This window comes from Periweissella ghanensis (assembly GCF_918814755.1).
Classification (GTDB): domain Bacteria; phylum Bacillota; class Bacilli; order Lactobacillales; family Lactobacillaceae; genus Periweissella; species Periweissella ghanensis.
In genome coordinates this window covers 1-21,878 of sequence record NZ_CAKKNT010000030.1, presented here as the reverse complement: position 1 = coordinate 21,878, position 21,878 = coordinate 1, and the positions used below count along the sequence as shown (strand labels likewise).

Sequence of the window (21,878 nt, the reverse complement as noted above, 5' to 3'; positions counted from 1 at the left end):
AAAGTAATAAATCCTTGCCAAGTTGTCTGAAAGAATGTAACAGTTGCACTCACTCCGGCGGATATGCTGGACCAAATGCCTTGAAAAAATCCAACCATGCCTGACCATACACCACTAAGCCAGGTTGTAAATGCTTGCCATACTGCCTGACCAGACTTTGTTTGAGTAATCCACCATGTTATACCCGCAACTAAAGCAACGACAGCAGCAATGATCAATACAAATGGATTAATTGCCATAACCGCATTGAATGCTGCTTGTACTCCCATAGCCACCTTAGTAACACCGTTATATAACATTAAACCTGCTTGAGCCAACTTACTTGAACTGGCCATATTGTTCAAAGCAAATCCGAGCAATTTAATATCACCACCAACTGCTGAGGCTACTTTGAGCACTGTAAATGCTCTACCTAGCGCATTGATTGTTACAATTGCACCAGCAAACGTAGCTATACCAACTGCTAAAGGTTCTAGCCAACCACTATTTGCTTTTACAAAGTTTACGGCGCTACTAATCACCGTGGTAACAGTACTAAATATGCCTTTAATCACTGGAGCGATGGTATTAATCGCTGCAATAATTGAAGGCATAATAGCAACAATAGTTGAATTCACTGCTGTAAATGTATTGGTAATTGCTACTTTAACATTATTCAATATCGCCGCAATCCCACCAGTACCAGCTTTTTTAAGGCCTGCATCAATTGAACTCAGCGTATCAGCCAATCCTTTAGATACCGCATTTTTCATATTTGTAAATGAAGTACCGATACCTCCCGTTGCAGTACGAGCTGTATTAGCAAATCCATTAACACCACCATCCAACGCAATGAAGCGCTTATTAAGTTCATCGACTGTAATCTTACCTGACTTTAACTTAGCATATAAGTCACGTTCGGCTGATTTACCAGTTAACCCAAAGGATTTAGCTACTGTAGTCAATGCATACGGCATCGTTTCTTGTAATGTTTTCCAACTTTGTAGGTCAACCGTCCCACTAGCCAACATCTGGCTATATTGTTCTACCCCACGACTTGCATCCCCTGCACTTGCACCCGATGCTAAAAAAGCATCATTCAATGCAGTGGCAGTCTGAGCCCCTTTAGTTGCACTCTTTTCAAGAATTGCAAAACTTTGAGCACTCTGCGTTAAGTCTTGAAGTGACGTTGGAAGTCCATCAACACCCTTTTTTAAGATTCCAACTGACTTGTTTGTATCTTGAGTTGAATATCCCATTTGTTTCATAACTTTAGGATATGCGTTCAATGTGTCAAACCGTGCCACCGCAGTCCCAACGCTGTCTTTAAGTATGCCAATGCCTTTAGACACCAATGCAACTGCACCAACACCAGTGGCAATCTTACCAACCGTTGTATTCATCAAACTAAACCTACCAGTTGTTGAATTGGTAGCTGAAGCAGCACCGCCCATCGTCTTACTAGTTGAACTCGATACTGCTCTCATAGCTGCTTGATAATCAGATATATCCGCACCGATATGGGCTGTTACCGAACCACCGTTATAACTCGCCATCTTCACTCCTTTCTCCACCAAACGCAACTCGAACTTTGTCGTATAAAGCCATGCGTTGCTTGTTGGTAGCTTTTACTTGTTCAGGTTTATATGCCTGTTCAAGAGCTTGTTCTTCCTTATTGCGATCAAAAATATTCTTAAACTTAGGTTTTTCTGAATTGCTAAAATAGCCAACGCTAGCAGCAAGCACTGCTAATCGTTCACGTTCATCAATCTGTCCCATTTGAACACCTTTAATCACCGCATCAAGCTCCCATTTATAGAGTGACATAGCCCACTCAAAATCAAATATTCCAAATCGGGCACATGACTCAATTAAAGATTGTCGTTGAGCAATTTCACAATCCGTTGAACTGCCATAATTTGTTGGCTTACTTGTTCGCTCTCGTCCTTCTTCTTGAGCATTGCTAATGCCTCTTCCAACTCCTTCTTTTGGCTTTGGATTGACTTCACGAAAAAACCGCTATGCTTCAATTCTTCCTTTAGCTCTTCAAGTACTTCTTCTAATTTTGTTCCATCTTCAGTCAATTCATCAATTGCATTAAAGACATCTTCGTCACTAACCTTACCAACATTTGAAGCTACTTTGATTGTGTCAGCAATTGCCAATGAATCACCTAAGGCTAGTCGTGTAAATAAGTTTGTTGCACCATCACCCATGTTGTTACCATTTTCATCAATCGTGCTCAACTCTTTGTTTGTTTTGAACAACGCCTTAAAGTTAAATTTTAGTTCGTAAACAGTACCTTTGATTGTCACTTGCATTGTCTTCTATTCTCCTTTATGTAAAGGGCCCGTAAGCCCTCCTATTTACTTGCCTGGTTCGTCAGTTCCAAAGTTTCCGCTAGATTCACCAGGACGTTCAAATTCATATAATTCTTCCAACGCTGCTAGCTGTTCATCAGTCAATGGAAATGTGCCTTCCTTCAACTTATCCAAGATATTAAGTGTATAGTCTGCAGATACTAGGTCATCCCCATCATCCAAGTCCAAACTATCTACCACTCCATAACCAAATATTGCTGGGAATGCTTGGTGAGTCTTAGCAGGATCAGCACTGTCCGTTTCTTTAATTGCAAATCGTTTATCAACCGTTACACGCCAAACCTTAACTTGATTACCGTTATGTTTAGCATCCTTAATGATGTCGATTGCTGCATCACCTGGAACTACGTATGTTTTAAGCTTGATTGAGTCTTCGTTAGTTGAAGGCATGACAATTCGACCGAACTTAGTTTGTTCATCGATTGAATCCCCTTCAATGCTTGTTGAGCCATCGGTTTGTAATGATGGTAGAACTGCTTTAGCCCCCACTGGTGCTTGTGTTGATTGAAGAAAGTACCAAACTTTTTTACCAAGTAATGGGTTCCCTTTAGTTGCTGTCACACCGTTATCTACGTATGCCATGTTTTAATCTCCTTAAATGTATGCTGATACTAAAAAAATAACGTGAAAAACATCTCGCCCGATTGAACTATCTACAATCGTTCTAGCTGTAACTCGCGTTATTTTGTCAGTTGAATTTTTAATTATATTTTTTGTTTGATAAATCTGATCTTCAAGCGCCATCCTGTCATCAATCGGATAGTACATATCAATTTGTACCTCGGTTGTCGATACCTCATACCCAGCCTTACCAGACGGACTATCATCTTCTGAGTGAGAGCCAATCACTAATAAAGGTTCTGGTACCTCGGCACCAGGCAGCACTGTGTAAACTGGAACATTGCCACTTTTTAACGCCTTATACAAATCAACTAATAAATTACCAGTTGGTGAATGCATCATCTAAGCCCTCCATTCAGTAAATTTTGCAACTTCCGCATGAATAATGGGCCTTCTTGGTCCATTGCCGGACGCATAAATGGATGTGCTGCCATCTTACGTGTACCATACTCTTGATAGATTGCATAATTTGCCGACGCAACCACTTCAGCACTCATCTCACCGGTTTTATTGGCTGTAATATGCTGCCTTAAGTAGCCCGTATCAACAGGAGCATTATCTGATGCTCGCTTTTCAACTCGCAAAGCAGAGTTAAGTATAATCCCACTTGCTTCACGCTTAATTGCTGCTGGTTGGTTATTGAACTTCCGAATCAACTGGTCTGCACCCTCAAACTTAATGCTTACTTTGGCCATGTTACACCCCCTGAATTACCACTATCGTGTTCTTACGGGCTTTAATTACTACTTCAGGTTTACGTTCCACACCGTTATAAATAACCCCTGAAATAGTTCCTAATCCGCCTTTAAGGTGAACTGCAAGTGCATTAGAGTTGTATTTACCAAACACCCCAATATTCATAGCTTGAGACACACCAGTAATACGACATTCTAACCAATCTGAGATTATCTTTTTAGTGACGGGCCCGAGTTCACCATCAACTGATTGAGTGGTTACTATCTTAATTCGATCGTTATATCTCATTAAATGAACCTCGCAGTCCCACGGCCACCTTTGCGCTGCCGATACTTATTTAAATATACTGCAAAATCTTGAACATCATCATCGGACCAAGTCGCTGAAACATCACTCTCACTCGATGATTTCTTGCCTTCGTCACCAATACGATTAAAGCGACGCACTGTTATCTCACGCAACAACCATGCTAATTCAGTCGGAAATTTAACAGACGTGTTACCATCTTGGTTAATGTAACTGAGCAATCGTGCTTCATTATCTTCAAGCAGTAAATTAAGCAAATCATCTTGGTTGCTATCTTTAATTGAAAGCAACACTTTAACCTTAGTTAGATCATCAATTGTCATGTTACCTCCTCGATGGGCTTCTCACCCCATTTGAATGGTTTAGCCATTGTCTTAATTAGCCTAGGCTTGTTTTTCAGCAGCCTTGATTGATGCTGAGATACCAATCTTTTGTTTATCCTTAATGAAAAAGTCGTGGTAGAGACGGTTTTGGTAAAGGTACCCATCCCCTTGTCCAACTTGACCAGGTGCGAATAAGTAAATCGCGTTTTCTTTCACAATAGGAATGACTGCTTGCTTGGCGACGAATACGAAATTAATATCGTTTGCCGCTGCTGTTGGTTTGAACCCATTTGAGAAATCGTACGCCGTCTTAAACCGGTCTGCATCCCATACTTCAATCAATTGCACACCATCAAGTGATGTGATTCGTGACTCAAGCGCCGTAGTTCCTACATTTTGGTTAGTGATTGAACGAGTAAATTCCTTTGAACGTTCCAATGCGTCCATTACTTCGCTAGAAACGAACCCTACGATATTTTGAGCACCGTACTTACGAACTGGTAACAATGCTGACTTCAATTGAGTGTAAACATTATCAACAGTCAATGTTTCAGTAACAGTTGTACCAGCACCTTTAACCATAGTTGCAAATCGGTATGCGTCAATTTCAGGTTGCGCATTTTCTTCAATGAAAGTTTTTGAAATGTTACCCACTGCTAAATCTTGGTTTGTTTCATCCACATCTTGGGCATCAATATAAAATTCAACATCTCGGTCTTGGCCCATAGTGTAAACCTTTTTGTCATTAGAGGCCGTACCAGTATTAAACCCTTTGTTCCGTGTATGTGGTTGGAACCCTGATGTTGAAATAGTCGTAAGTGTAAATGACTTACCACCATTCACCAACGTTACGTCCGGAACTCCTAACACTGATGTTAAAAGACCTTGGTTAATCTTTTGATCAAACAAGCCTTCATCTTTAGTTACATAGTTAATTGCCATGTTTCATTCTCCTTTATAATCCTAAAGCGGAACTGATATCTGACTTGGTATCAGTTTTTCCGCCTGCGCTTGGTGTTGAACCTTTTAAGCGTTCATTGACTGCCGCTTCAATCGACTTATCAAATTCAGCCTTAAGGCTATTAATATTATTCTTAGTTGTTTCTGCATCTTCAGATAAAACCATATCAACGAACTTTTCAGATAATCCTTGCTCTTCAAGTTGGTGCTTAGCTTCATATCGGTATTCACGTAAGTTAAGTTCCTTTTCACGCTTTTCCAGTTCTGCTGATCGTTGTTGTTCTTCAGCTTCTTTACGTTGAGCAGCACTCATCTTGGCCAATTCTTCAGCCTTAGAAATCTTAGCTTGAGTTTCTTCTTCCCATTTACCTTTAGCAGTTTCAAGCGCCTTAGATACACGTTTATCAAGCATTGAATCCAATTCGCTTTGAGTTAATGAGAGCGTACCTGGTTCATCAACTTTTGGTTCTTCTTCTGTTGTTTGTGTTAAATCGTCAGCCATTCTTAATCTCCTTTTAAGTCCATACATACTACTAAACATAACGTCCCATGCACGTTTCCCCACACACGACTATTTAGTAATCCATACACGCTTTGCCCAGTTTAAAGACGTGTGACAGGTCAAAATAAAAACCGCTCAATGGCGGCTTTAGGTACAAAAAAAGCAGTTATTAAATACTGCTTAATAACTGCTTGATATGTTTAATTATTTAAATTTTATTTCTGGTTCACTACACCGTTTTCATCTGGTGTTTCGTTCATTTGTTCTTGGTATTCCGCATACTCAATCTTCGCCCAATCAGGTGCGTCATCAGCGATACCATCTTTTGTCCAATATTCAATTCCTTTAGGCGCAATCATCATTTTACCAACTCCTGAATATATTTTTCTAGATATACTTTAAACGTCTTTGCATTCTCTCCAGGTGTTTCCCCGTACGCTTCAGCAAAATACTCCGCGAATGATTCCGTTCGACTTCCAGTTTTTTGATAGAAACTTTCGGCATAACGACTTATTTTAATGTCATCAAAAGCACTGTTATCTTCCTTTATTTTATCAAATAACCATTCGGAAAACTTACCATTTTCTCCATTCAACACGCTTAGTTGCCCATCAACGTGATGACCGAATTCGTGAATCATGATGTGATTTGCGTTCGTATTATTTGAAAACCAACCTTGCTTCACGTTGTATTCAACCATGTTGGTCAGTTTATCTGCTGTTTCAAACCACGAAACGTTAATTCCAAATCCGATCGGTTTACGACTTTCTCTATAACTACTATACCACGCAATCGCATTTTTAGCCTTGGTTTTAGTCAACGCTTCTATCTTCGGAATTTTATTAGGTAATGCGTTATACATTTTTTCAAACATGCCAACCACTTCAGCAGTTTGTCTCAACGCTGTTTCTGACAACTTTGTTCTTGATGTCTCTTGCAGTTCCATTCCTAGATTTTCAGAAACATAGGTTCGGAGTTCCTTTTCACTCCACTTATCAACACCAATAAGCGGTTTTGGTAAGTACTTGGTTTGTGCTGATTCATTCTTGCCTAAGTCATCAATAGTTCCTTCATCAAGATACTTATCGTACTTGCTCAAATCATCATCGCTTGGAACTATCCGACTCCGACAATTTGGATGCATAGCAGGTGCATTAACACCTGGCTTAAAATCTTTAAGTGGAAATGTTTCACCATTCAAATGACGGCAAATACTAGATGTTCGACTATCAATGTGGGCACTAAATGTATAGCTTTTAACGCCCATATCATTGTATCGCTTTGCAATTGTTGCATTAGCCACATACGTTGACTCTGTCCGCACCAAACGTTCTGTGTTGGGTTTCGTGCCACCGAATGAATCGCGTAACTTCTTGGCTGTTACTTTAGGATTGCTCCCGTTAATAGCAGCACGGACCAACTCATCTTTTAACTTATTAGCAAGTAAATCATTGTCACGCCATAAACGTTGTGAGTAATTAGCTCCACTCCACTCATTTTGGATAATCGTTTCTATCTCTTTGTCATTCAACGTATCAATTGTCTTACCATTTACTAACTGATCATAAATGTATGAACTCTCTTTTGATAGATAATCTGTAAATGACTTATCCTGTTTATCACTGGCCTGGATAAGCCTAAAATCAATCTCAAGTTTCAATAACTCTAATCGATTTAACCTAGCTGTTGTGTATTGTGCATTCAAACGCCGCAACATTTCAGGGTTCTTGTCACTCGCCTCTCGATACTCATTGGCTCGTTTGACATAATCACTCAAATCAGTTGCACGTATCTGCTTACGTGCATCCTCATAGTTCAATGTTCCATCTTCGGCATACTTATCATAAAAATCTGCTATTCGCTTTGAGATGTCATCTGATGCCGCTTTGTACTCTTTGAGCATTGCAGCGTTCAGTTTCTCATCTCTCGTGTCTAGCAAATCCATGATGTCATTAATCCGCTTGGTCCAGTAGTTGTCCATCTTGGCCACCATCATCAGGCTTTAACTGTTTGTAATTCGTTTGAGCAGTAAAGTCCTCCATGCCTTTTTGCTTTTGTTCATCAAGCCGCTTCATTTCTTCATCAGCATCTACACCGGTAAACGTTTCTAACAACTCGAACAAAGTTTCGTCACTAATCACACCATATAGTGCTTTAAGTTGTGTGACCCGTTCTTCATCGTTTTGTGGCACATTAGGCGTGAACTTGAGTTGTACTTCATTAATGATGCCGTATAGAGTGTTCTTAATGCTCCACACGTTCCCAATAAGCCGTAACCGCCGCATAATTCCACGAGTTAGCAACCGTTCTTTAGTCTTACGTAAATTATCATTACCCATCAACTTATACTTCATCGCTTCACCAGATTGTGTTCCAGCAAAGTTCTGGTCATTTGTATCTGGGGTGAATGTAAATCGTAAGATGTCATCAACTAAACGTTTCTTATACGCTTCAGCACCCGTTGAGTCGTATGTCTTTGTTAAATACTGTGCACTTGGGTTTGGCCCTTCTGGATCATTGTTGTTATCCAAGATTAACAATCGTGCTTTAAGCATGTTTTGAACAACGTCCGTCTCTGAATTATCAACGGTTATCGGATTGTTGTATTCATCAAGTACAAGCTCACCATTTTCATCAGTTTGGTAATCTGGTTCGCTGGTCCCAGTCATTGGGTTACCCGTGATAACCAGGTACGCATCATTCATGTCCTGTTGGAAATTGGCTAATTCTGATTGTGATAAGTCATAAGCATCAATTCCATCTAGCACGCTCTCATAGTCACCTAAACGTTCTTCGTTGTTCTTGTACTCATTGATTGGCACTCCTTGAAATGGTGATGTTTCCACTCTATCAAACTTAATCCCGGTGAAATCACTAGCTTCTGAATTGAAGTAGTAAATTTCATCCGCTGTATACACTTCAACAAAACTGCTAACGCTAGTTGGACTGTACTTAATCTGATAAAGATGTGATAGATAATGGCTTATCTGCCCCACGGAACAATATCTTTTGTCCAGTTGGCTTATACGTTATTTCAGGTAATGAACTGTTGAATTGAAAAAGGCCACTAACTCCTAATTGAGTAGCGACCTTTTGTATCAATGTAAATGTAGATTGTCGATTGGTGTTTGCATACCGTCTAAGTATCAGCCAATTAACATACGGCTTAGTAACTATGTCCAAGATAGCTTTACGTGCAGCTGCTTCACTCTTACCACTCCCACGACTTCCCTTGTAGACGATGTAACGCTTGTCACTAGTAAACAATGGGGCATAGGCTGCACTTACCATCTCTGGCAACTTCCAATTAATCGTTGGCATTACTCATCACCCCCAAATGGTTGGATGTTAATCGTTACATTATCATCAGCACCACCATTCAACAATTCAAGTTTCTTCTTGGCCAACGCCAGCTCTGCCTTTGCTTTTTCAATCTGCAACGCTTTCAGTTCTTCATCTGGGGCCAACCGTTTTAGTAACTCATCACGGGCTTTACTACGGTCATGAAGTTCAAGTTGTACTCCATCTTTACCAACTGACACTTTCTTAATCAGTGATGTATCAACGTTAGCTTTATCCTTGAGCCACACTTGCGACTTATGCGCTATAATTTCGGCACCATTTACATCAAGGACCGGCTTACCTTTAGCATCAACGACTGTTTCATCATGACTAGCAAAGTTTACATACTTACCAATGTCTGCATTAGCTTCACGAGCTAGGTCAAGCAGCAAGGACTCATAAGACAAATCAAGCTTGCGCGCTTTCTCTTTTTTGAGACGTTCAATTTCAGCTCTAACCCCAACATTTCCCAACATTCGGTAGCTCACCTTATCTGCTGTTTCTCGGTCCACATCATACGCATTTATATATGCTTGAGTTGCATTGTAAGACTTCATGTATTCCCTTGCAAAAACCTGTTGTTTAGCAGTTAAGCCGTTATTGTTATCTGGCGGTTTGTCTTCTTCTGATGGCACTGTGTTACGGTTGCGTTGTTGTGCATTGCTGCGTTGCGTTGTTGCGTTGTCGTGCGTTGTCTCTTCACTTAAACTTGCATTGCGTTTATCGACCCATTTGCCACGAGTCCGCCACGAACTTACAGTCTTCTTGTTTAACCCATACTTAGAGGCAATGTCTTCAATGCTCATCCCCTTAATGAAATCAAACTCTGCTAACTCTTTAATCTCTTCTCGAGTCATGTCATCACACCACCTCCATTCTGCTATATGTACACTAAACTGATCAGGGGGATGACCAGTTAGCATTGTTTTATGTTATGCCTATCAGGCAAAGGAAATGGTAGGAGTCGAACCTACTACCTTCTGTGCTTCAAACAGACGCTCTACCAGGTGAGCTACACTTCCATGATTGTATTAAAAAAGACATCCGCAACAGATGTCCTTTACCATAAATTAGTATTTAAAATTTTTTCAAATTCAGATAACGTTGATTTATACTTCCTACTTTTAAATGTATTTTTTAAATTATCATATACACAAAATCTATAAACTATATTACTATCTTTTTCAGACATACTCTTATATTCATTCATATCATTCAAAAAGACCTTAGCATTAATTTGTGTTATATACTCTTCTTCGCTTTCACCTTCCAATAGAATTTTTTTATTATATTCACGTACTGAATAGATGAATATTTTTTTATCATATGGATGATAAAGTTGTATTTTTAAATTATCTATCTCAATATTATGCTTTCCTTTGTTTACAACTTTAACAACAAGCCCTGCACTTGTACTATTATCATCAAATATACTGTCGTCAGATATATAAATATATAACCTATGTTTCTCACTATACCAACTTTTAATTTTCCCAAAAAAATTACTAACCATACCTATTATTGATATAAAATCCATTAATTTAATCTCCAAATTTATTTTGTATTCAGATATCTTTCATCACTTATTTTTGTAGTATCAAAAATACTTTCATCGAATTTTTGTTTTGTCATTTCATTATTTTCCCGGCTTATTGCTGCTTTCAGACCGTCCATATTGATGGGGAAAGACTTTCCTAAAAAAGACCTACCCGTCATATCTTGAATATATCCTCTAACCTTTACAGTTTTATAATTAAACAATCTTGATTTCAAAATAAATCTTCCTACAAATGAATTACCGCAGCTTTTTTCTATTATTTTTCTTACCTTAGATCGTTGCATCCTATCATCAATTATAAGATTCAAGTAGTGATATAGCTCTATGGCATTAATTCCTGACCCAACTTTCTCCATTTGATGTAAGATGCATCCATCAAAATCAATTTCATTAGATAACAAAAGAATCTGCTTTTTATGACTAATTTTTCTCAAATCAATTCCTATCTTAAAAACATTAATTGGCCTTTCTTTATAATTTATACCTGACACTTTAATGCCTACAAATTGGCCAGTTGATTTTGATAAGATGTTTTCTATGTTAACTTTAACCTTACCACGCATTACATATGGTGCTGATAATGATATTGCTATAGCTCCAACCGTTCCTATTGCACTAAACCAATCTGGAACGCTCCCCCACTCAAGATGATTTATCCAAGGTATCATAGTAAAAAACCTCATATTAAAATTATTTGAACAATCTTAATATTATACACTAAAAAAGACACCCATCGCTGGATGCCTAATAATGTTCTTAAACTAATTCGGAGGAACTTTCCAATTAAGGTTATGTTCATCTTATATTATATCATCTAAAGTATGACATTTTTCTGACACTTTTCTGACATTTTAGACAGTAGCAACATCACGATACACTAGTAGCGACTCTATTTGGTAACCATAAGCAAACGCCAGATATGCCTTATTCAATATGCGATGGCATTGCCGATTGGTGCGTTGAATTGCTTCGCTCACTTCAGTTAAGTCTCGACCTTGCAAGTGATGTAACGTGAGTGTTTTCTTTTGTTGCGGCTCAAGAGAACTGATAACTCGAACCACTTCAGCAACGACCACTTTAGCATCTATGTTGATCGTTATCTTATCTTCGTTTGAATTACCATAACTTGGAGATGATGGCATATCATTGATTGACGGTGATTGCAGGTCTGCCAAGCTAGTGCCGCTGAGTAACATCCAGCGCTTAAAGTCATTCTTGAAGAATTTTCGTACACGTTCCTCGGTGGCACGTTCATTGATTTCTTTTAAACTCATTCACCAGCCTCCATATATCGGACTTTTAATCCACCACGTAGTTCTTCACCTTTGCTAATCAGCTTATGGATGACATCAGCTCCCGGATATCCATAAGACATAGCAACTGCCGATGCATTCGGATAACGTTTCTTCACATCATACTTATTCGTCACGATTACTGGAGTGTTATCTCGATTCAAACGCTTTGGCTTAAGGTCTTCGTTTGAACGTTCTGTTGGTTTGTTACGCCAGTGTTCTTGCAACCGTTCTAGCAAAGCTGCATTTGCTGGATGAGCCAAGTTAATTCCATCTCCATGCACTTCGTACTTAGCCAATTGGTCAAATGTGTATGCATCTCTAGCCATTATCGCACTACCTCCCCTAACTCAGTTAACAACATCGCCTTTTCTGGAATTGAGCTAACGAACAATTCCAAATACTTTATCCGGTGTTGGATTAATAAAGCATCCCCTGATGCAATAGCTTCTTTCATTTCTTGGACCAACAAATTAAGCGTGGTCTTTAAATCATCACTCATTACATTTCCTCCGTTAAAACTCGTTCGACATAACTCAACTTCGTTTTACCTAAATTAATCTCATACGGTGCTTGCTGGTACTTCAATAACCTACCTAACATTTTTGGAAATTCATTAATTAACTCATACTTGCCATGTCGAATTGTTGCTCGTTCGTAGCCGCCGATAATTTGACGTACATACATGTTTAGTAAGTTCTTGAATTTACGGTCTGAATTGCGCAGCCGTTGACCTTGTAACTTGCGATTACACTCAATAACCGTTGGCAACTGTGACCCGATAGCCTTTAGTGCATTATCATAAATCATTGGTAGTTCATTTTTGATATGATCCAAAATCTCTTGCTCGTTCATTTGCACCTCCTAATGGGCCTTCCACCCATCCGCCTCTCGGTTTAACAATATTTACACGTTAATGTAGCCTATTAATTCAATACTTGACCAATCATCTTTGGTCATAATACGATTTACAACGCCTTCACTCCCGTAAAAGTTAACCAACAATGATACTTCAACCAAGTCACCAACTAACGTAGGATGTACACTCTTAACATTCATGATTTCACACTCCAAATTATTTACCTCGTTTTCAATTAGTTCTAAAACGGCAATTGTTCGTCCGTGATGTCAATGTCCCTGCCACCAGTAAATGGATCATTCATCGGCTGATTATTCGGAGTATTAAAATTGTTCTGTCCACTGTGATTAACTGGCTGACTTTGGCGGCCATCATTTGCACTCTTTGGTTCAAGCAAACTAAAGTTATCAACTACTACCTCAGTCACATACACTCGAGTCCCTTGTTGATTTTCGTAATTACGAGTTTGTACCCGGCCCTCAACTCCGACTAATGAACCCTTATGAGTAAAGTTCGCCAAATTTTCAGCTCCCTTACCCCAGATAACCGCATTGATAAAGTCAGCTTCACGTTCGCCTTGTTGATTAGTGAACTGGCGATTGACTGCAATCGTAAAGCTGCCTGCTGCCTTGCCACTTTGTGTATATCGGAGTTCGACTTCTTTGGTCAAACGGCCAACTAAAACTACTCGATTAATCATTTTCAATTCCCTCCAAAATGGTTGTCACTTTAACGATGTGCAAACCTGCACTCTCGTAGTAATCTTTCTTCTTGCGTGCCAGAACTCGTTTAGCCGTTTCTTTTTCCTCGTAAAGCCGAAAGCTTGAAGCGGTTCCTTTCGTTCGTTCAACCAGGAATTCTCCATCAGCGAATACAATTCCGTATAATTCATTCATTTTCTTCCACCTGCGCAATCTTGAATTTACCCGTATCTCGCAAGGTAAACGCAAACTTTTGGTCAAACAACTCATCTTCCCTAAGTTCTTTATCAATACCGATTAAGCAATCTTTGATAGATTTCCAATTGCAGTTATTTGTGAAGGCGCCAGTGGTTTTGCTGCTGCGGTAGTTGAAGATCATGCCACTTGCATCAACATCATTGTAAATAACATACCTAGGCTCTTTTTCAACCAACTCGATATCACCATTCCAAATTTTCGAAAATACAAATTGATTGTTATCCCGAGTTTTCAAATCTTCGCAAAAAATAAATTTTTTAATCTTTCCGTTTTCGCAGTTATACATAGCACCGAAAAGCGTTGAATTCTTTTCTTTCATCTCTTTAAATTCTTCGATGAATCCTTTGCTCTTTTCCAATTTTTCAGCCATTAATCTTCTCCTCCATCAAATCAAACACTAAATCGTGCTTATCCTTCGTGTAGTCCTCTGCGGGGATGATACCAACCGAGATGTTGAATAACACATCCCCGTTAAATTGTGCTAATTTACGATAGTCAAACTCGCTAATCTCCGCTTTGAATGCTGCATAGCTCAAAGCCAGTAATCGTTTAAGATTCATTACTTAATCTCCCTTGAATTCTAAATTCTTTAATTTCATCAGGTTCCAACTTAATTGGCTTAATGATGTACTTTTGACAAAATGTCACGATACCTATGGCGTGCTGCTCTCCGTGGTGCTTTCTGCACAGACTCATGTACATGTATTTACTTGGATCAACCTTGACACGGTTCATTCCTGAACCCAATGCAACAAAATGGGCCACGTCCGCATGTTCGGTTCCGCAGATAACACATAACCGTTTCTTCAGTGCCTTTTTCTGCCATCGGTAATCACCTTTGATTTCGTCCCATATCTTCGTCTTAAACGGGATTTCGTTATCTAGCATGTAATTAATCTGCCAGTCTATGAAACGAGCTCCTGCGCTCATTGAGACGGTTTCAAAGCTAAATTCTGGACTCTCTCCCGTCTCGGCTGAATATAGATACTTCATCACTTCTATCGCATCTTTAAAGTAGCCCGTGTATTCACCAAATTCATTAGCTAGTGCATGAGTCTTCTTAATCTGCTCCATGCTGGCACCGCGACCATCATCTAGCTCAACTCGTACAATTGGCTGCTTACCATTTGCAAATTTGCGTAGCTTACTCAAATCAACTTCATCGTTGATTCGCACCTTTATTGTTTGGCCAGTAATTTCTTCAATGGCCCCAAATGAATTAATCATTTAACCACCTAGTGAATGTACTCATACTCCCCAGCTTTGCTATCATGGAACATCTCTTCAAATTCTCGTTTGCCACCTGCTACCTGCCTAGCAATGAACTTGATTGGCTTGTGGTTGATTAATAGCTCACTTGGCTTCCAAACCTTGTTGATCCACAAATTCGTTTTGCAAGTGTGACAAGTGACCGTTTTTTGATACACTTTGACACTTCGACGGTAAACATCCCCGCAAATTGGGCATTGAACCTCTACCTGTTTCTTCTCAATTTCTTCATACATTCCCAAATCCTCCTACTTGCTTAATCACGTATATCGTCCCGCTGATCTGGAACAAATTTCTAACCGCGATGCTTGCTGCAGCGAAATCGTCAAATATTAAATCCTCATCCCACTTGACTGCATCGTCTTCTGTTCGGCCTAGCTGAAACATAGCAGCTCCTCTCTAAATTAACTGCGGCTTCAAAAATCGGGCTTCCACATTTTCAAAGCTTGATACTCCATCTTCCGAAACCAATCGAATGCTCACGTTGTTATATCCAAACGAACGCATAACATCATTCCGGCGAACCAACGCATCCTCATCAGATTCGTACGCACCGCATAGAATTTCTTGATCACCTTTCGTTTCGATTACTGCCCAATATTCCTTCATACTACACACCTCTCACATCCTGCATTCCATTGAACGCCAAACGCTGCTCTTTGTTCTTTGGAATCAAACGACTAATAATCTTCGTGTCATACATCATCTCTAGCTGCTCTTGTAAATTGTTAGTTGTAACAATCGTTGAGCGAGCTACCTTGTTCTTATTCATATCAAATCGTGCGTTTAACACCCGATACAACATTTCTTGCATATCTTTGTGTACTTGCTTGAAAGCGTCCTTAGGATTACTTAAATCGCTTCTAATTCCACCTTCAGTGCCAAAGTCATCTAACACCAGCACATCAACCTCATTCATGGCCCGCTCAATGTCGATTAATCGTTTCTTGAAATCTGGATAATCGTATCGTCCAGTGATTAATCGTAGTAATTCAGCTGTATTAACAAACATTACCGACTTCGTTTCGCGTAACATGTCCATCATGGCCAAAGCAATTGATGTCTTGCCACTACCTTTACCACCAATAAGGAACACATTAGTTGGTTCAATAGTCATTTTTTTGGCCAATTTATACGCTCTATTTCCAATTTCTTTAGCGGTATCACCTGGTTGCAGATCAACATGCCAATCATTGAATGTAAACTTAAGCCGTTGATTACCAGTCCAGAGTGACATTGAATAGTACTATCGCCGCTTTTGATTTAGGTATGCTTCTTGCCCTGCTAAAAGAACCTTTTTGTCTTGTTCAGCTTTGTCGGGCAAATTATCCATATCAACACCATGAGCGGCTGCTAAAGTTCTAATTTGGTCTTTATCAAATTGAATTCGTTGGAACTCACTCATACCAAATTTCCTCCCTTCGATTAGTCTTTGGTGTGTCATTCAAATAACTATCAAACTTAGTGCCGAATAAAGTCGCTGGCCTTAAATACTGGCTCATGTTGGCATCATTCAACCAACCAGCACATTTGTTATCAATTACCGTCTTAAAATCATCTAGGTCGTACCCTTCGTTAAATCTAGCTTTGATTAACCGCTTAGTTGCTTGTGATGATGCTTTAAACTTCTTTGCGGTCTTTTGGTTGAGATAATCAATCACATCAGCGTAAGGGACATTGTCGGCCTTGGCCGATGAATTGTTGGGCTTGCCCGACAATATATCTTTTTCTAACTCTATCTCTTTCTCTAACTCTATCTCTAACTCTGGTGTACTTTTGTCGTACATTTGTACACCATACTCATTAGCGCTTATTTGTGGCTTTTTGTCATTAGCAATCTTGTTACGATAGTTTCTTATTCTGTCTGCTTCTGTACTTGATTGACCAACGAAGCTTTGAATGTCCAACATGTAGATTGCGCCGTTATCCAACACCTCAATTAATCCAAGTTGTTTGAATATACCAATTGCTTTTTCAACATCGCCCACTGAATGTCTAGTAATAGTTGATAACATCTGAGAATTAAAAGGTATGCGACTGTTAAACATCAACTTACCTTCATTTTTCAAACTTCGTAAGTAAAGCTTTAACAAGATATTTGAATACTTGTATCCATCTTGCATCGACTCCAAGATAACCATTTCATCAGAATCAAAGAAGTTATCCTTGAGTTTTAGGTAATAGTATTTTTTGTTATCAGACATACCTAACCCTCAACTATCGTTTGATTGTTAAGCATTGATTTAGCTGTATTAATGTATGCCGCAATTTGGTCTGTACCATACTCTGGCAACTTGTTGGCTTCTTGCTTAATTGCATCATCAACTTCTTTTATCGTGATGCCATACTTGTCAGCTAACTCTTGCCGTAACTTACGATATTCATCCCCTCGCGGATCACGTTTGGTTTGTTCAACTTGTTGCTGTGCCTTGTTTATGTCATGCACAAATGTATTATTCGACTGTTGTTGAACCCCACGTTCCTGCGGTGTCTTGTATTGTTTTTGTTGCTGTGGTTCATACTGTTTCTTGCCATAGTTGTTTTTACTGCGTTGATTGTAATTACCATTATTAAATTTGCCATCATCATTTTTGTGGCTTGCACCGTTGCCGTCGTCATCTTCATCACTAACAATTCCGAACGCCATTGAAATGCTATACCGGCGAGCGTATGTCAATGCTGATCCTAACGCTTGAGCATTGTTGACCCCTTTATTACCACCGACTTGCAACTGAGAACCCCGAATTGCAATGTGGTCCCCGTAGCCATAAATGTGGGTGTACATCACGTTATCCTCTGTCGGTTCCTGCATCCACCAAATCTTGGCCCCTGTCTTACGCATTGATTCAGCAATTGCCTTAACAATCCCGTCTAGAGTTACATAGTAATTATTCAAGTGTGGGTTGTGACCCGTTTTCTTAGGTTGCTCAATGTTTGCTTGAACGGCACTTAATACTTCAAACAACGTCTTATATTCCGGCATATTAACCTCAGTTACTTCGGCATCAATTACTTCTTTACTCGGTTCTTTAGCGACTTCTTTTTTTACAACCATGTCTAATCCTCCACGATGATTTCAGTACGCTCAGATGCACTCAACGTCTTCAATTGATTTTTAGTTAGGTACCAGGCAAGCCCGTTGATTTGCTCAGGCGTTCCTTGGATAGTGAATGTGATTTGCTGTTCGATGTGATTGAGCGTTCCCGTTTCAGAGTCCACCAACTTTTCGCCAACGTGTTGCAACGTTGCTTTTTTAGCAAGGAGCGCTGCGTCTGCTTTAGCTTTTTCACGTTCAATCTTGGCTTGCTTTGCTGCTACCGCATTATCAATTTGTTGCATGATGTCCATGATTTCAAATCGTGCTGCGGTCCCGATAAATGGCTCTGGATCAATTTCGCATTTAGCGCAGTATTTCGAAATGGTTTCAATCTTGTCAGCCAAGGCTTTCTTTTGTGCCTGGATGTCGTTCATCGTTCCAGCAATGCCATCAACCAATTTTTTATTGCTGATAGTTTTGATTAACCAGCCATCTTGAATTTCCACTTCTTCAATCGCAACACCATAGTTCGGGGCCATTTCAGCGATTAATGTTTTAACATTCTCCAGTCGCTCTTGGCGTTGCAATTCTTCGTAGTACTTAACGCCCTCATCGATATTGTTAACAACACCTTCAATTGCAGTTACGTACTCTTTTATCTGAGCTTCAAAAGCTACTAGAGGTTCGTTATATGCTTTTTTGATTCGTTTACGTTCATCATCCATAGCATTTTTCAAACGGTTAATATCTGCTTTCAAACGCTTGTCATCAGCTAAGGTAGCTTCAGTAACAATCAAGTCCTTGTATTTAGCAACAACCGTGTTAACCATCGAGTCAAGTTGTACTTTGTTTTCAATGGTAATTTCAGATTCAACGAATTTCACTTGAATATCCGCAACGTTCATAACTTCATTAGTCATGGTTAACTACCTCTTTTTCTTTTGTGATAACATCTGAATCAAACCCTTCAGCCTTAACCATTCCTAAAATGAGTTCAAAGTCGAATTCTGTATCTGCAATGCCGTTAATTACTGCATTGATCAATGAAGCTAGTTCAACCATTGAGCCCTGCATTTGAGCCACGCGGTTGCCATCTTCATCAAGTGTTGCGATGATTGCTGTTTCCATGTTAAAATCTCCTTGTCTAGGTCTGACCACTGCTGATTATCAGTAGTGGTTTTTTTCGTTGCGTAAATCATACTCACGCCAACGTTTTTCAATCTCTTTACGTGTGTACCAGTCGTACACGTTTGTTGCAGTCATTGACGCTGCAACTATAAGCAAGAACACTACGATGCCGACCATAGGTTAACCCCCGCCAACGTTGCGACGATTTGAATAACTGTCATGAATACTGAAAACAAAACAATTACCGTTTCCAATTCACGGCCAGTAGTGTCTTCAAATACCTTTTCTGCAATCTCATCAAATACTTGTTCGATAAATCCCATTACAAGCCCACCTTTCGTTCCCATTCGACAACCCGTTGCTTGATGAACATTGTGTTGTTCAAATTACTTGGCTTGAACGCTGCTTCATTCAAACCGTCGTACTTAATCAAACTTTCGAGCGTGTTTTGACCAATTCCTAAAAACTTAGCTACGGTTTGCTTATTCATCAAACGTGGAAATTGATCATCAGCTAATCGTTGTTCCGTCATAGTTAAACCTCCACAACTAAGAACTTATTGATAAAGTACTGTTGCCCTTTACCTGTAACCTTTGGTGTCTTGTTTATTGAAGTGTGTCCATCTGAATGTGCAATAGACGTTTCTTTAATCTCAAACAACTGCTGCTCCATCGCACGCTGCGTTGGCATGTTATAGTCAGTGCCTTTTCGCTTAATCAAGTAGCCGTTATCTCGAAGCCAACCGAATAATTTGTTTTGGCCCATTTGAATACCATTCTGTTTAAGCAGCTTGGCTAACTCACCAACTAAGATAGAGGTGTGCGATGCTGCAACCGCATCAGCAAATACTGCTTTAGGTTTTAACTCAGCAATTAACTTGTCTTTGTTCTCTAACTTCAATTTACTAATTTGCAATGCCCGAGCCATAATTTGATCAGGACTGTTCCAAGCCTTCTCAACTTGAATGAAATACATCCGTACTTCTTTTCCTTTTTCAGTACCAGACATCATGGCAATTTGTTTTGCTGCATCAATCGTTAATGCATAGTCTTGAATTCGTTTAGCAGCACCATTATTAACAACCGTGGTTGCATCCACACTTGTAAAGTCTTCATTTTCAATCAACTGTTTAGCGTTTGTTTTAAACCATTCACTAAATCGATAACTCTTTTTAATCTCAAGCGCTTCGTATAGTTGGCGAGCGCTAACTTGAACATCACCTTGTTCATTTTGGTTAATCTTGATAATTTCGTTCATACATAAATCTCCTATTAAATTCCTAATACTGTTTTGACAGTTTGGACAATTGCATCGTTTTTCTTCCCACGACCAATTCCATTATTAATTGCTCGACTAACTTCACTACGTCCTTTAACAGGAGTTACATATTCAGGTAATGAAGCATTGATGCTTGGAATTAAAAGCTCATAAGTTAAATGACGCTTTTTCATAACAAAAGTTACTTGATCAGCTAAATCTAGTTGCTTTAATAATTCTTCAACCATATAAATACCTCCTTCTGTACCTTTTTAAATGTATCTTGTTGACAAAGTACCCAATTGGATACTACAATAGACACATAAATAAGCGTTATATAAACACTGACTCGTCACCAATATATTGCTTCCTACGGCTTTTGATTGATGGTTATTTGTTTGTGTCGCTGTTTAGCAACTTGGTACATTTATTATAATAGTCCTAGTTGGATACTTAGTCAATATAAAAATAGATATTCCTGTATCTTTTTTAAATTCTATCTGGAGATGAATTCTATGTCACTATTTGAAAGAGTCAAAGAGACTGCTAAAAAACGTTCAATGACTTTATTAGTTTTAAGTGCTAAAGCAGGCCTCGGAGAAAAAACAATCTATAAATGGAAAACTCAAGTACCTAAAACAGAAACTCTGCAAAAGGTCGCTGATGTACTTGGAGTTTCTGTAGATTTTTTATTAGGTAATACCGATGATCCGACTTCTACCGAAACAAAACAAAAACAAAAAAACACAGACCTCGCAAGTGAAGGAGTTTTCTTTTACGACGGACGTGAGATTTCCGAGGATACAATGAACTTCATTCGTGAAACCTTGAAGCGTATCCAAAAATAAGCACTAGGACGTACATGTATGGATTATATCTACGAATTACTAAATTATGCGCTAGCTCATGGCATTGGGGTTCAGCTGGATAATGAACATCTTGCACCCGATGAACCTTCTTGGTGCTCAACTGAAGCGCGTTTTATCATGGTCAACATGAATGCCGCTAACCAACGTGAGATACCCTTTCAGTTCTCACACGAACTAGCGCACATCATTAACGGTGATACTTCAGAGAGTCACCTTGCATTTCAAAGTCGTGTGTACTCAAAAACAGAGTATGCTGCACACGCTACAGCAATTAAGTTACTTATGTCGCTGTACGCAAAAAAAGACCACGAACTCAACTATGTGACGTTCATGGACGCATTTGCTATACCTGATCGCATGGAAGATGTGGTGAAGGAAGAAATTGAAAACTACTATTTTTTTTAATCTATAGTAAAAAGGAACATTCTTATGTCGCCGTCAAGTTAAATTGAGCCAAAAATAGTCAATAAAGTTGAGCCACATTGATCTAAAACGGTCAATAAAATTGAGCCGTTTCTTCCTTTTTAATTTTTAAATATT

General features: G+C 39.2%; 41 protein-coding genes and 1 tRNA gene. 2 read left to right on the top strand and 40 right to left on the bottom strand.

The window, feature by feature from the left end:
- The 40 genes from LQZ76_RS08635 to LQZ76_RS08440 all read right to left on the bottom strand — a co-directional run.
- Window positions 1-1,535: tape measure protein (locus LQZ76_RS08635; RefSeq protein ID WP_230099322.1), on the bottom strand; the 1,535-nt coding region annotated here is incomplete at its 3' end.
- Entirely contained in the window at window positions 1,522-1,806 is a 285-nt protein-coding gene (locus tag LQZ76_RS08630) for a hypothetical protein (protein WP_230099321.1), read from the bottom strand. The genes LQZ76_RS08630 and LQZ76_RS08635, both read right to left, overlap by 14 nt.
- 44 nt (window positions 1,807-1,850) lie before the next feature.
- The gene (locus LQZ76_RS08625; RefSeq protein ID WP_230099320.1) at window positions 1,851-2,300 is read right to left on the bottom strand and encodes a tail assembly chaperone; all 450 of its coding nucleotides are present in this window, start codon (window positions 2,298-2,300) and stop codon (window positions 1,851-1,853) included.
- A 45-nt stretch (window positions 2,301-2,345) separates the two neighbouring features.
- Entirely contained in the window at window positions 2,346-2,942 is a 597-nt protein-coding gene (locus LQZ76_RS08620) for a phage major tail protein, TP901-1 family (RefSeq protein WP_230099319.1), read from the bottom strand.
- A gap of 12 nt (window positions 2,943-2,954) precedes the next feature.
- The gene (locus LQZ76_RS08615) at window positions 2,955-3,323 is read right to left on the bottom strand and encodes a hypothetical protein (RefSeq protein WP_230099318.1); all 369 of its coding nucleotides are present in this window, start codon (window positions 3,321-3,323) and stop codon (window positions 2,955-2,957) included.
- Window positions 3,320-3,676 (bottom strand): HK97-gp10 family putative phage morphogenesis protein, encoded by a 357-nt coding sequence (locus LQZ76_RS08610; protein WP_168721296.1) that lies wholly within the window; start codon window positions 3,674-3,676, stop codon window positions 3,320-3,322. Before LQZ76_RS08610 ends, LQZ76_RS08615 begins: the two co-directional genes overlap by 4 nt.
- Window position 3,677: 1 nt before the next feature.
- Window positions 3,678-3,965, bottom strand: coding sequence for a hypothetical protein (locus LQZ76_RS08605; RefSeq protein ID WP_230099317.1), 288 nt, complete (start codon window positions 3,963-3,965; stop codon window positions 3,678-3,680).
- Window positions 3,965-4,306, bottom strand: a complete 342-nt coding sequence (locus tag LQZ76_RS08600; RefSeq protein WP_230099316.1) for a phage head-tail connector protein — start codon at window positions 4,304-4,306, stop codon at window positions 3,965-3,967. The genes LQZ76_RS08605 and LQZ76_RS08600 overlap by 1 nt, the downstream gene beginning before the upstream one ends.
- 60 nt (window positions 4,307-4,366) lie before the next feature.
- Window positions 4,367-5,248 (bottom strand): hypothetical protein, encoded by an 882-nt coding sequence (locus LQZ76_RS08595; RefSeq protein WP_230099315.1) that lies wholly within the window; start codon window positions 5,246-5,248, stop codon window positions 4,367-4,369.
- A gap of 13 nt (window positions 5,249-5,261) precedes the next feature.
- Window positions 5,262-5,768, bottom strand: coding sequence for a DUF4355 domain-containing protein (locus LQZ76_RS08590; RefSeq protein WP_168721292.1), 507 nt, complete (start codon window positions 5,766-5,768; stop codon window positions 5,262-5,264).
- Between the two features lie 215 nt (window positions 5,769-5,983).
- Window positions 5,984-6,130, bottom strand: a complete 147-nt coding sequence (locus LQZ76_RS08585) for a hypothetical protein (RefSeq protein WP_230099314.1) — start codon at window positions 6,128-6,130, stop codon at window positions 5,984-5,986.
- Window positions 6,127-7,749, bottom strand: a complete 1,623-nt coding sequence (locus LQZ76_RS08580; protein WP_230099313.1) for a minor capsid protein — start codon at window positions 7,747-7,749, stop codon at window positions 6,127-6,129. Before LQZ76_RS08580 ends, LQZ76_RS08585 begins: the two co-directional genes overlap by 4 nt.
- A complete protein-coding gene (locus tag LQZ76_RS08575; protein WP_230099312.1) occupies window positions 7,721-8,686 on the bottom strand; it encodes a phage portal protein in 966 nt (321 codons plus the stop codon). The genes LQZ76_RS08580 and LQZ76_RS08575 overlap by 29 nt, the downstream gene beginning before the upstream one ends.
- Before the next feature lie 34 nt (window positions 8,687-8,720).
- Window positions 8,721-9,089: a phage terminase large subunit gene (locus LQZ76_RS08570; RefSeq protein WP_230099311.1), complete on the bottom strand. Its 369-nt coding sequence runs from the start codon at window positions 9,087-9,089 to the stop codon at window positions 8,721-8,723.
- Window positions 9,089-9,967 (bottom strand): terminase small subunit, encoded by an 879-nt coding sequence (locus LQZ76_RS08565; protein ID WP_230099310.1) that lies wholly within the window; start codon window positions 9,965-9,967, stop codon window positions 9,089-9,091. Before LQZ76_RS08565 ends, LQZ76_RS08570 begins: the two co-directional genes overlap by 1 nt.
- A 92-nt stretch (window positions 9,968-10,059) precedes the next feature.
- A tRNA-Phe gene (locus LQZ76_RS08560) sits at window positions 10,060-10,132 on the bottom strand.
- Window positions 10,133-10,170: 38 nt separating this feature from the next.
- The gene (locus LQZ76_RS08555) at window positions 10,171-10,647 is read right to left on the bottom strand and encodes a hypothetical protein (RefSeq protein ID WP_230099309.1); all 477 of its coding nucleotides are present in this window, start codon (window positions 10,645-10,647) and stop codon (window positions 10,171-10,173) included.
- Between the two features lie 17 nt (window positions 10,648-10,664).
- Window positions 10,665-11,336, bottom strand: coding sequence for a hypothetical protein (locus LQZ76_RS08550; protein WP_230099308.1), 672 nt, complete (start codon window positions 11,334-11,336; stop codon window positions 10,665-10,667).
- 183 nt (window positions 11,337-11,519) lie between these two features.
- Complete coding sequence (locus LQZ76_RS08545; protein ID WP_230099307.1) at window positions 11,520-11,942, bottom strand: ArpU family phage packaging/lysis transcriptional regulator; 423 nt, start codon at window positions 11,940-11,942, stop codon at window positions 11,520-11,522.
- Complete coding sequence (locus tag LQZ76_RS08540) at window positions 11,939-12,289, bottom strand: hypothetical protein (protein WP_230099306.1); 351 nt, start codon at window positions 12,287-12,289, stop codon at window positions 11,939-11,941. The genes LQZ76_RS08545 and LQZ76_RS08540 overlap by 4 nt, the downstream gene beginning before the upstream one ends.
- On the bottom strand, window positions 12,289-12,462 hold the full coding sequence (locus LQZ76_RS08535; protein WP_230099305.1) for a hypothetical protein: 174 nt from the start codon (window positions 12,460-12,462) through the stop codon (window positions 12,289-12,291). The genes LQZ76_RS08540 and LQZ76_RS08535 overlap by 1 nt, the downstream gene beginning before the upstream one ends.
- Entirely contained in the window at window positions 12,462-12,815 is a 354-nt protein-coding gene (locus LQZ76_RS08530; protein ID WP_230099304.1) for a hypothetical protein, read from the bottom strand. The genes LQZ76_RS08535 and LQZ76_RS08530 overlap by 1 nt, the downstream gene beginning before the upstream one ends.
- Before the next feature lie 51 nt (window positions 12,816-12,866).
- On the bottom strand, window positions 12,867-13,019 hold the full coding sequence (locus LQZ76_RS08525) for a hypothetical protein (RefSeq protein WP_230099303.1): 153 nt from the start codon (window positions 13,017-13,019) through the stop codon (window positions 12,867-12,869).
- A gap of 41 nt (window positions 13,020-13,060) precedes the next feature.
- Entirely contained in the window at window positions 13,061-13,519 is a 459-nt protein-coding gene (ssb, locus tag LQZ76_RS08520; protein WP_230099302.1) for a single-stranded DNA-binding protein, read from the bottom strand.
- Complete coding sequence (locus LQZ76_RS08515) at window positions 13,512-13,715, bottom strand: hypothetical protein (protein ID WP_230099301.1); 204 nt, start codon at window positions 13,713-13,715, stop codon at window positions 13,512-13,514. The genes ssb and LQZ76_RS08515 overlap by 8 nt, the downstream gene beginning before the upstream one ends.
- Entirely contained in the window at window positions 13,708-14,148 is a 441-nt protein-coding gene (locus tag LQZ76_RS08510; protein ID WP_230099300.1) for a hypothetical protein, read from the bottom strand. The genes LQZ76_RS08515 and LQZ76_RS08510 overlap by 8 nt, the downstream gene beginning before the upstream one ends.
- Window positions 14,141-14,338 carry a hypothetical protein gene (locus LQZ76_RS08505; RefSeq protein WP_230099299.1) on the bottom strand — a complete coding sequence of 66 codons (198 nt, stop codon included), beginning with the start codon at window positions 14,336-14,338 and terminating at the stop codon, window positions 14,141-14,143. Before LQZ76_RS08505 ends, LQZ76_RS08510 begins: the two co-directional genes overlap by 8 nt.
- Entirely contained in the window at window positions 14,328-15,005 is a 678-nt protein-coding gene (locus LQZ76_RS08500) for a putative HNHc nuclease (RefSeq protein ID WP_230099298.1), read from the bottom strand. The genes LQZ76_RS08505 and LQZ76_RS08500 overlap by 11 nt, the downstream gene beginning before the upstream one ends.
- An 8-nt stretch (window positions 15,006-15,013) precedes the next feature.
- Window positions 15,014-15,283, bottom strand: a complete 270-nt coding sequence (locus LQZ76_RS08495; RefSeq protein WP_230099297.1) for a hypothetical protein — start codon at window positions 15,281-15,283, stop codon at window positions 15,014-15,016.
- Window positions 15,284-15,446: 163 nt separating this feature from the next.
- Window positions 15,447-15,656, bottom strand: a complete 210-nt coding sequence (locus LQZ76_RS08490; RefSeq protein ID WP_230099296.1) for a hypothetical protein — start codon at window positions 15,654-15,656, stop codon at window positions 15,447-15,449.
- A 1-nt stretch (window position 15,657) separates the two neighbouring features.
- Window positions 15,658-16,284, bottom strand: coding sequence for an ATP-binding protein (locus tag LQZ76_RS08485; RefSeq protein ID WP_230099295.1), 627 nt, complete (start codon window positions 16,282-16,284; stop codon window positions 15,658-15,660).
- Window positions 16,285-16,293: 9 nt separating this feature from the next.
- Window positions 16,294-16,452 carry a hypothetical protein gene (locus tag LQZ76_RS08480; RefSeq protein WP_230099294.1) on the bottom strand — a complete coding sequence of 53 codons (159 nt, stop codon included), beginning with the start codon at window positions 16,450-16,452 and terminating at the stop codon, window positions 16,294-16,296.
- Entirely contained in the window at window positions 16,445-17,251 is an 807-nt protein-coding gene (locus tag LQZ76_RS08475) for a phage replisome organizer N-terminal domain-containing protein (RefSeq protein WP_230099293.1), read from the bottom strand. Before LQZ76_RS08475 ends, LQZ76_RS08480 begins: the two co-directional genes overlap by 8 nt.
- A gap of 2 nt (window positions 17,252-17,253) precedes the next feature.
- Window positions 17,254-18,102: an ERF family protein gene (locus LQZ76_RS08470; RefSeq protein WP_230099292.1), complete on the bottom strand. Its 849-nt coding sequence runs from the start codon at window positions 18,100-18,102 to the stop codon at window positions 17,254-17,256.
- A 2-nt stretch (window positions 18,103-18,104) separates the two neighbouring features.
- The gene (locus LQZ76_RS08465) at window positions 18,105-19,004 is read right to left on the bottom strand and encodes a DUF1351 domain-containing protein (RefSeq protein ID WP_230099291.1); all 900 of its coding nucleotides are present in this window, start codon (window positions 19,002-19,004) and stop codon (window positions 18,105-18,107) included.
- Window positions 18,997-19,212 carry a hypothetical protein gene (locus LQZ76_RS08460; RefSeq protein WP_230099290.1) on the bottom strand — a complete coding sequence of 72 codons (216 nt, stop codon included), beginning with the start codon at window positions 19,210-19,212 and terminating at the stop codon, window positions 18,997-18,999. Before LQZ76_RS08460 ends, LQZ76_RS08465 begins: the two co-directional genes overlap by 8 nt.
- 161 nt (window positions 19,213-19,373) lie before the next feature.
- Entirely contained in the window at window positions 19,374-19,535 is a 162-nt protein-coding gene (locus tag LQZ76_RS08455) for a hypothetical protein (protein ID WP_230099289.1), read from the bottom strand.
- Window positions 19,535-19,744, bottom strand: coding sequence for a hypothetical protein (locus tag LQZ76_RS08450; protein ID WP_230099288.1), 210 nt, complete (start codon window positions 19,742-19,744; stop codon window positions 19,535-19,537). The genes LQZ76_RS08455 and LQZ76_RS08450 overlap by 1 nt, the downstream gene beginning before the upstream one ends.
- 2 nt (window positions 19,745-19,746) lie before the next feature.
- Window positions 19,747-20,469, bottom strand: coding sequence for a phage antirepressor KilAC domain-containing protein (locus LQZ76_RS08445; RefSeq protein ID WP_230099287.1), 723 nt, complete (start codon window positions 20,467-20,469; stop codon window positions 19,747-19,749).
- A 14-nt stretch (window positions 20,470-20,483) separates the two neighbouring features.
- Window positions 20,484-20,717: a hypothetical protein gene (locus LQZ76_RS08440; protein ID WP_230099286.1), complete on the bottom strand. Its 234-nt coding sequence runs from the start codon at window positions 20,715-20,717 to the stop codon at window positions 20,484-20,486.
- 267 nt (window positions 20,718-20,984) lie between these two features.
- Here LQZ76_RS08440 and LQZ76_RS08435 point away from each other — a divergent pair, with 267 nt between their 5' ends.
- Both LQZ76_RS08435 and LQZ76_RS08430 read left to right on the top strand, forming a co-directional pair.
- On the top strand, window positions 20,985-21,317 hold the full coding sequence (locus LQZ76_RS08435; protein WP_230099285.1) for a helix-turn-helix domain-containing protein: 333 nt from the start codon (window positions 20,985-20,987) through the stop codon (window positions 21,315-21,317).
- A gap of 18 nt (window positions 21,318-21,335) precedes the next feature.
- Window positions 21,336-21,743, top strand: a complete 408-nt coding sequence (locus tag LQZ76_RS08430; RefSeq protein ID WP_230099284.1) for a M48 family metalloprotease — start codon at window positions 21,336-21,338, stop codon at window positions 21,741-21,743.
- Window positions 21,744-21,878 lie beyond the last annotated feature (135 nt).

What these genes read in the sequence shown, in the direction of transcription:
- ssb (WP_230099302.1), bottom strand. Translation starts at nt 13,519, where the DNA reads ATGATTAATCGAGTAGTTTTAGTTGGCCGTTTGACCAAAGAAGTCGAA.
- LQZ76_RS08435 (WP_230099285.1), top strand. Translation starts at nt 20,985, where the DNA reads ATGTCACTATTTGAAAGAGTCAAAGAGACTGCTAAAAAACGTTCAATG.
- LQZ76_RS08630 (WP_230099321.1), bottom strand. Translation starts at nt 1,806, where the DNA reads ATGTCACTCTATAAATGGGAGCTTGATGCGGTGATTAAAGGTGTTCAA.
- LQZ76_RS08570 (WP_230099311.1), bottom strand. Translation starts at nt 9,089, where the DNA reads ATGCCAACGATTAATTGGAAGTTGCCAGAGATGGTAAGTGCAGCCTAT.
- LQZ76_RS08620 (WP_230099319.1), bottom strand. Translation starts at nt 2,942, where the DNA reads ATGGCATACGTAGATAACGGTGTGACAGCAACTAAAGGGAACCCATTA.
- LQZ76_RS08465 (WP_230099291.1), bottom strand. Translation starts at nt 19,004, where the DNA reads ATGACTAATGAAGTTATGAACGTTGCGGATATTCAAGTGAAATTCGTT.
- LQZ76_RS08510 (WP_230099300.1), bottom strand. Translation starts at nt 14,148, where the DNA reads ATGGCTGAAAAATTGGAAAAGAGCAAAGGATTCATCGAAGAATTTAAA.
- LQZ76_RS08430 (WP_230099284.1), top strand. Translation starts at nt 21,336, where the DNA reads ATGGATTATATCTACGAATTACTAAATTATGCGCTAGCTCATGGCATT.
- LQZ76_RS08480 (WP_230099294.1), bottom strand. Translation starts at nt 16,452, where the DNA reads ATGAGTGAGTTCCAACGAATTCAATTTGATAAAGACCAAATTAGAACT.
- LQZ76_RS08605 (WP_230099317.1), bottom strand. Translation starts at nt 3,965, where the DNA reads ATGAGATATAACGATCGAATTAAGATAGTAACCACTCAATCAGTTGAT.
- LQZ76_RS08490 (WP_230099296.1), bottom strand. Translation starts at nt 15,656, where the DNA reads ATGAAGGAATATTGGGCAGTAATCGAAACGAAAGGTGATCAAGAAATT.
- LQZ76_RS08440 (WP_230099286.1), bottom strand. Translation starts at nt 20,717, where the DNA reads ATGGTTGAAGAATTATTAAAGCAACTAGATTTAGCTGATCAAGTAACT.
- LQZ76_RS08450 (WP_230099288.1), bottom strand. Translation starts at nt 19,744, where the DNA reads ATGACGGAACAACGATTAGCTGATGATCAATTTCCACGTTTGATGAAT.
- LQZ76_RS08590 (WP_168721292.1), bottom strand. Translation starts at nt 5,768, where the DNA reads ATGGCTGACGATTTAACACAAACAACAGAAGAAGAACCAAAAGTTGAT.
- LQZ76_RS08595 (WP_230099315.1), bottom strand. Translation starts at nt 5,248, where the DNA reads ATGGCAATTAACTATGTAACTAAAGATGAAGGCTTGTTTGATCAAAAG.
- LQZ76_RS08555 (WP_230099309.1), bottom strand. Translation starts at nt 10,647, where the DNA reads ATGGATTTTATATCAATAATAGGTATGGTTAGTAATTTTTTTGGGAAA.
- LQZ76_RS08485 (WP_230099295.1), bottom strand. Translation starts at nt 16,284, where the DNA reads ATGTCACTCTGGACTGGTAATCAACGGCTTAAGTTTACATTCAATGAT.
- LQZ76_RS08585 (WP_230099314.1), bottom strand. Translation starts at nt 6,130, where the DNA reads ATGATGATTGCGCCTAAAGGAATTGAATATTGGACAAAAGATGGTATC.
- LQZ76_RS08460 (WP_230099290.1), bottom strand. Translation starts at nt 19,212, where the DNA reads ATGGAAACAGCAATCATCGCAACACTTGATGAAGATGGCAACCGCGTG.
- LQZ76_RS08545 (WP_230099307.1), bottom strand. Translation starts at nt 11,942, where the DNA reads ATGAGTTTAAAAGAAATCAATGAACGTGCCACCGAGGAACGTGTACGA.
- LQZ76_RS08565 (WP_230099310.1), bottom strand. Translation starts at nt 9,967, where the DNA reads ATGACTCGAGAAGAGATTAAAGAGTTAGCAGAGTTTGATTTCATTAAG.
- LQZ76_RS08475 (WP_230099293.1), bottom strand. Translation starts at nt 17,251, where the DNA reads ATGTCTGATAACAAAAAATACTATTACCTAAAACTCAAGGATAACTTC.
- LQZ76_RS08515 (WP_230099301.1), bottom strand. Translation starts at nt 13,715, where the DNA reads ATGAATGAATTATACGGAATTGTATTCGCTGATGGAGAATTCCTGGTT.
- LQZ76_RS08600 (WP_230099316.1), bottom strand. Translation starts at nt 4,306, where the DNA reads ATGACAATTGATGATCTAACTAAGGTTAAAGTGTTGCTTTCAATTAAA.
- LQZ76_RS08455 (WP_230099289.1), bottom strand. Translation starts at nt 19,535, where the DNA reads ATGGGATTTATCGAACAAGTATTTGATGAGATTGCAGAAAAGGTATTT.
- LQZ76_RS08580 (WP_230099313.1), bottom strand. Translation starts at nt 7,749, where the DNA reads ATGGACAACTACTGGACCAAGCGGATTAATGACATCATGGATTTGCTA.
- LQZ76_RS08505 (WP_230099299.1), bottom strand. Translation starts at nt 14,338, where the DNA reads ATGAATCTTAAACGATTACTGGCTTTGAGCTATGCAGCATTCAAAGCG.
- LQZ76_RS08470 (WP_230099292.1), bottom strand. Translation starts at nt 18,102, where the DNA reads ATGGTTGTAAAAAAAGAAGTCGCTAAAGAACCGAGTAAAGAAGTAATT.
- LQZ76_RS08540 (WP_230099306.1), bottom strand. Translation starts at nt 12,289, where the DNA reads ATGGCTAGAGATGCATACACATTTGACCAATTGGCTAAGTACGAAGTG.
- LQZ76_RS08500 (WP_230099298.1), bottom strand. Translation starts at nt 15,005, where the DNA reads ATGATTAATTCATTTGGGGCCATTGAAGAAATTACTGGCCAAACAATA.
- LQZ76_RS08525 (WP_230099303.1), bottom strand. Translation starts at nt 13,019, where the DNA reads ATGAATGTTAAGAGTGTACATCCTACGTTAGTTGGTGACTTGGTTGAA.
- LQZ76_RS08445 (WP_230099287.1), bottom strand. Translation starts at nt 20,469, where the DNA reads ATGAACGAAATTATCAAGATTAACCAAAATGAACAAGGTGATGTTCAA.
- LQZ76_RS08535 (WP_230099305.1), bottom strand. Translation starts at nt 12,462, where the DNA reads ATGAGTGATGATTTAAAGACCACGCTTAATTTGTTGGTCCAAGAAATG.
- LQZ76_RS08615 (WP_230099318.1), bottom strand. Translation starts at nt 3,323, where the DNA reads ATGATGCATTCACCAACTGGTAATTTATTAGTTGATTTGTATAAGGCG.
- LQZ76_RS08550 (WP_230099308.1), bottom strand. Translation starts at nt 11,336, where the DNA reads ATGATACCTTGGATAAATCATCTTGAGTGGGGGAGCGTTCCAGATTGG.
- LQZ76_RS08625 (WP_230099320.1), bottom strand. Translation starts at nt 2,300, where the DNA reads ATGCAAGTGACAATCAAAGGTACTGTTTACGAACTAAAATTTAACTTT.
- LQZ76_RS08610 (WP_168721296.1), bottom strand. Translation starts at nt 3,676, where the DNA reads ATGGCCAAAGTAAGCATTAAGTTTGAGGGTGCAGACCAGTTGATTCGG.
- LQZ76_RS08495 (WP_230099297.1), bottom strand. Translation starts at nt 15,283, where the DNA reads ATGTATGAAGAAATTGAGAAGAAACAGGTAGAGGTTCAATGCCCAATT.
- LQZ76_RS08530 (WP_230099304.1), bottom strand. Translation starts at nt 12,815, where the DNA reads ATGAACGAGCAAGAGATTTTGGATCATATCAAAAATGAACTACCAATG.